The 4,899-nt window shown below is 73.4% G+C and carries 5 protein-coding genes; 3 read left to right on the top strand and 2 right to left on the bottom strand.

From position 1 onward, the window contains the following. Together CCN72_RS19600 and CCN72_RS19605 are read left to right on the top strand one after the other, a co-directional pair. Positions 1 to 1,095, top strand: a 1,095-nt coding sequence (locus CCN72_RS19600; RefSeq protein ID WP_107430128.1) for a protein kinase domain-containing protein, incomplete at its 5' end; no start/stop codon positions are given. Positions 1,096 to 1,189: 94 nt separating this feature from the next. Next, the gene (locus tag CCN72_RS19605; protein ID WP_085566185.1) at positions 1,190 to 1,660 is read left to right on the top strand and encodes a hypothetical protein; all 471 of its coding nucleotides are present in this window, start codon (positions 1,190 to 1,192) and stop codon (positions 1,658 to 1,660) included. Between the two features lie 128 nt (positions 1,661 to 1,788). On the opposite strand, the gene purH is transcribed toward CCN72_RS19605, so the two are convergent. After that, positions 1,789 to 3,351: a bifunctional phosphoribosylaminoimidazolecarboxamide formyltransferase/IMP cyclohydrolase gene (gene purH / locus CCN72_RS19610; protein ID WP_086808641.1), complete on the bottom strand. Its 1,563-nt coding sequence runs from the start codon at positions 3,349 to 3,351 to the stop codon at positions 1,789 to 1,791. After that, positions 3,348 to 3,977, bottom strand: a complete 630-nt coding sequence (gene purN, locus CCN72_RS19615) for a phosphoribosylglycinamide formyltransferase (RefSeq protein ID WP_037655972.1) — start codon at positions 3,975 to 3,977, stop codon at positions 3,348 to 3,350. The genes purH and purN overlap by 4 nt, the downstream gene beginning before the upstream one ends. Before the next feature lie 281 nt (positions 3,978 to 4,258). Here purN and CCN72_RS19620 point away from each other — a divergent pair. Beyond that, positions 4,259 to 4,899: hypothetical protein (locus tag CCN72_RS19620; protein ID WP_086808642.1), on the top strand; the 641-nt coding region annotated here is incomplete at its 3' end.

Below are 4,899 nucleotides of genomic sequence, written 5' to 3' on the forward strand. Positions count from 1 at the left end.
CTGGGCCAGTTGCACCGGGCGGGCTGGGTGCACGGCGATCTCAAGCCGGCCAACGTGCTGCTGATGGCGGACGGTTCGGCGCGGCTCGCCGACTTCAACATGGCCGCCGAACTGGAGGGCACCCACGGCTACACGCCCGCTTTCTCCACCCCGGACTACACCCCGCCCGAGCTGCTGTGGGCGGAGATCGGCGAACGCGGCCGCCCGATCCGCCCGTCGGCCGACATCTGGGCCTTCGGCGTGCTCGCCCACCTCCTGCTCACCGGCTCCTTCCCGCTGCCCGGCGGCACCCCCTCGGCCCGCCGGGACGCCGCCGTCGCCTATGCGCGCGGCACCGAGGAACTGCGCCTTGCGGCCGAACTCCCGGACGCCTGGCGGGAGATCGTGCGGGACTGCCTGGCCCGTACGCACGCCGACCGGATCGGCACCGGGGCGCTGCTGCGCCGGGTCACGGCCGCCGCCGGCACCGGCCGCGCACCCCGGCTGCCCCGCCTCGCGCGCCCCGGCCGCCGCCGTAGCCGTACGACCGTCCTGGCCCTCGCGGCCGCCGCCCTCGCCGCCCTCCTCGGGTACGGCCTCGACCACCGGCACTCCGGCGACGACGGCAAGGCCCTGGCCCGCTACGGCGCCGCCGAACTGCGCACCGACCGGGGCGTTCCGGTGCGCTACCGGCGGCTGATCGTGGACGCCGCCCACCGCTGTTCCCGCCCGGATGTCAGCCCGGCGCTGATCGCGGCCATGCTGAAGGCCGAGAGCGGCTTCGACGCGGACCTCGCCGACCCGGGCACCCGCGAGTACGGCATCGCCCGCTGGACCCCGGCCGTGCTGCGCTGGTGGATGCGGGACGACGGCATCCCCGCCGCCGCGACCCCCACGCCCCCGCTGACCCCGGCGGTGTCCATCCCGGCGATGGGCCGCTATCTGTGCTTCATCGACGCCCACATGAGGGCGGACCTGCCCGGTGACCGGCGGCTGCTGGACGCGGCCGCGTACCGGACGTCGTACAAGAAGGTCGACGCCGCGGGCGGGATCCCGGCGGAGTACCGCGCGTACTGCGCGAAGGTCGCCCGCGGGCTCGCGCGGTACACACCCTGAGACATCCGAGGTACCGGCCCCGGGGCCCGGCTGGGACGGTGGAACCACTCCGCCACGGCGGAGCGACCACCTCGCTCGTTCACATGGGGGAACAGTGAATATCGCCAAGCCCGCCGCGCTGCTCGTCGCGGCCACCGCCCTGCTCGCCGGCTCCACGGCCGCGGCCACCGCCGCCGCCCCGGACGGCACCCGGGTCACCGCCATCGAGCGCACCGCCGACCAGGTGCTGCCGGGCCACCCGGCCGCGCTGAAGGTGACGGGGGACCAGGTCCGCTACGACGGCCTGACCCTCACGAAGGCCCCGCGGGGCAAGCTCGCCGCCCAGGACCTGGCCTGCGCGTACGGCCATCTCTGCATGGTCGTCAAGGGCACCAAGTTCGACTTCTACAAGTGCCAGACCTGGACGGTGAACAACTGGACCGGTGACGGCCCGTTCACCAACAACCAGACGCCCGGCACGGTCGCCCGGTTCTTCAACCAGGACGGCAGCGTCCGCTGGACCTCGACCGCGTACCAGGCCGGCACCGCCACCTGGAACCCGATCTTCTCCCTGCGCCCCTGCTGACCCGGCATACGGCGCGGCGGCCTCCGGCCCCCTCGGGGGAGGGCCGGAGGCCGCCGTACGCGTGCCCGCTCGGTGCGACGAGGCTCAGACACGGCTCAGACGCAGCTCAGACGTGGCTCTGACTCGGCTCAGTGGAAGAAGTGGCGCGTGCCCGTGAAGTACATGGTCACGCCCGCCTTCTGGGCCGCCTCGACGGCCAGCTCGTCACGGACGGAGCCGCCGGGCTGGACGATCGCGCGGACACCGGCGTCGATCAGGATCTGCGGGCCGTCGGGGAAGGGGAAGAAGGCGTCGGAGGCCGCGTAGGAGCCCCGGGCGCGCTCCTCGCCGGCCCGCTCGACCGCGAGCTTGCAGGAGTCGACGCGGTTGACCTGGCCCATGCCGACGCCGACCGAGGCGCCGTCCTTGGCGAGCAGGATCGCGTTGGACTTCACCGCGCGGCACGCCTTCCAGGCGAAGGCGAGGTCCTTCAGCTCCTCGGCGGACAGCGCCTCGCCGCTGGCCAGCGTCCAGTTGGCGGGGTCGTCGCCCTCGGCCTGGAGCCGGTCGGCGGCCTGGAGCAGCAGACCGCCGTCGACCGGCTTGGCCTCGACCGCGTTCGCGGGGCCGCCCTGGGCCTTCAGCACGCGGATGTTCTTCTTCTTGGTGAGGGCCTCCAGGGCCCCCTCCTCGTAGTCCGGGGCGACGATGACCTCGGTGAAGATCTCCGCGACCTGCTCGGCCATCTCCTTGCTGACCGGCCGGTTCACGGCGATGACACCGCCGAACGCGGACAGCGGGTCGCAGGCGTGCGCCTTGCGGTGCGCCTCGGCCACGTCCGCGCCGACCGCGATGCCGCAGGGGTTGGCGTGCTTGATGATCGCGACACAGGGCTCGGCGTGGTCGTACGCGGCACGGCGCGCGGCGTCCGTGTCCGTGTAGTTGTTGTACGACATCTCCTTGCCGTGCAGCTGCTCCGCCTCGGCCAGGCCACCGGTGCCGTCGACGTACAGCGCGGCGCCCTGGTGCGGGTTCTCGCCGTAGCGCAGGGTGTTCTTGCGCTCGTAGGTGGCGCCGGTGAAGTCCGGGAAGGCCGAGTCGTCCACGGGCGCGTAGTCGGCGGCGAACCAGGAGGCGACGGCCACGTCGTAGGCGGCGGTGTGCTTGAACGCCTCGGCGGCCAGCCGCTTGCGGGCGGCCAGGTCGAAGCCGCCGTCCTTGACGGCCGCGAGGACGTCCGCGTACCGGTCGGGGCTGGTGACCACGGCGACCGAGGGGTGGTTCTTGGCGGCGGCGCGGACCATCGAGGGGCCGCCGATGTCGATCTGCTCCACGCACTCGTCGGCCGAGGCACCGGAGGCCACGGTCTCGCGGAACGGGTAGAGGTTCACCACGACCAGGTCGAACGGCGCCACGCCCAGCTCGTCGAGCTGCGCGCGGTGGCCCTCCAGGCGCAGGTCGGCGAGGATGCCCGCGTGCACCTTCGGGTGCAGGGTCTTGACCCGGCCGTCCAGGCACTCGGGGAAGCCGGTCAGCTCCTCGACCTTGGTGACCGGGACCCCGGCGGCGGCGATACGGGAGGCAGTGGAACCGGTCGACACCAGCTCGACACCGGCCTCGTGCAGCCCGCGCGCCAGCTCTTCCAGGCCGGTCTTGTCGTAGACGCTGACGAGCGCCCTGCGAAGGGGCCGCTTGTTGCTCTCGGCGGTCACTGGATAACTACCTTTCGTCCCTCAATGCGATAGCCGTTGCGGGCGAGCCGCCCCACGACCTCGACGAGCAGCCTTCGCTCGACTTCCTTGATGCGCTCGTGCAGCGCGCTCTCGTCGTCCTCGTCCCGGATCTCCACCACGCCCTGCGCGATGATCGGCCCGGTGTCGACGCCGTCGTCGACGAAGTGGACGGTGCAGCCGGTGACCCGGGCGCCGTACGCGAGCGCGTCGCGGACCCCGTGGGCGCCGGGAAAACTGGGCAGCAGGGCCGGGTGGGTGTTGACGAACCGCCCGCCGAAGCGCGCGAGGAACTCCTTGCCCACGATCTTCATGAACCCTGCGGAGATCACCAGGTCGGGCTCGTACGCCGCGACCGCCGCGGCGAGGGCGGCGTCCCACTCCTCGCGGCTCGCGTGGTCCTTCACCCGGCACACGAAGGTCGGCAGCCCGGCGCGCTCGGCGCGGGCGAGCCCCTCGATGCCGTCGCGGTCGGCCCCGACGGCGACGATCCGCGCGCCGTACGCCTCGGCTCCGGCGCTCTCGATCCCGTCAAGGAGCGCCTGGAGGTTGGTGCCGGATCCGGAGACCAGCACGACGAGGCGCTTGGCCACGGGGTTGGCGGCCACGGTGGGGCCCTTTCTCAAGAAACGGTCTGTACCGTCGGCGGTTTGTACATTCGTACGAATGCTTCGCGCCCCGGGATACGGGGAAGTCTACGAAGCGGCCGACCGCCAGCAACGATACCGGCACCGCGGACGGCCCCCACGGGACGGGTGCGTGGCCGGGAGGTAGCGTTCGCAGGGAATCGACAGGAGCAGCCCCGGGAACGCGGTCGTCGTGCGGCACGTTGACGGGGTGGAAGCTCACGACGACCAGCCGTGTTGATCTAGGGGAAGACGCTCTTTTGATGCCCGTCCGCAGCCTGCGACTCCTCACGTTCCCGCCAGCACCGGTCCGGGGAGGGGAGCGCGACGGAGTGCTGCTGCGCGAGCGGCCTTCGACGCCGCCCGACGCCCCGCGGGGCGGCTCCGGAAGCTCCGGCGAGGGGCAGAACGGCGGCCCCGGGCGGGACGGCCGCGGTGACGAGGGCGGACGGCAGCAGGACAATCCGTTCGCGCCGCCGCCGGAGGGCACCCCGGACCGGCCGTGGCAGCCGCGGCACCCGGGCGGTGCGTCGGGTCCCTCCGGTCCTTCCGGTTCCGGTGGTGGCCAGGGCGGTCACGGTGGCCAGGGCCAGCAGGGCGGCGGCTCGTGGGGCAGCCAGTGGAGCGACCGGCAGCCCGGCCGGTCCCCCGGCGGCTTCGGCGAGCGTCCCGGCGCGGGCCCTCAGGGGCCCGGCGGGCAGGGCAGTGGCCAGGGCGGCGGTCAGGGCGGCCCCGGCGCGGGCATGCGCTGGGACCCCACGGACCCGGTCCAGCGCCGGGCGCGCTTCGCGCTGCTGTCCGGGATGTGGGCCATCTTCTTCGCGCTGTTCAGCTGGCCGTACGTGTCGCTGCTGCTGGGCGCGCTGGCGCTGTACTGGGGCATCAGCGCGCCCAGCAGCAGCGA

The organism is Streptomyces murinus (genome assembly GCF_002154555.1).
Taxonomy (GTDB): domain Bacteria; phylum Actinomycetota; class Actinomycetes; order Streptomycetales; family Streptomycetaceae; genus Streptomyces; species Streptomyces murinus.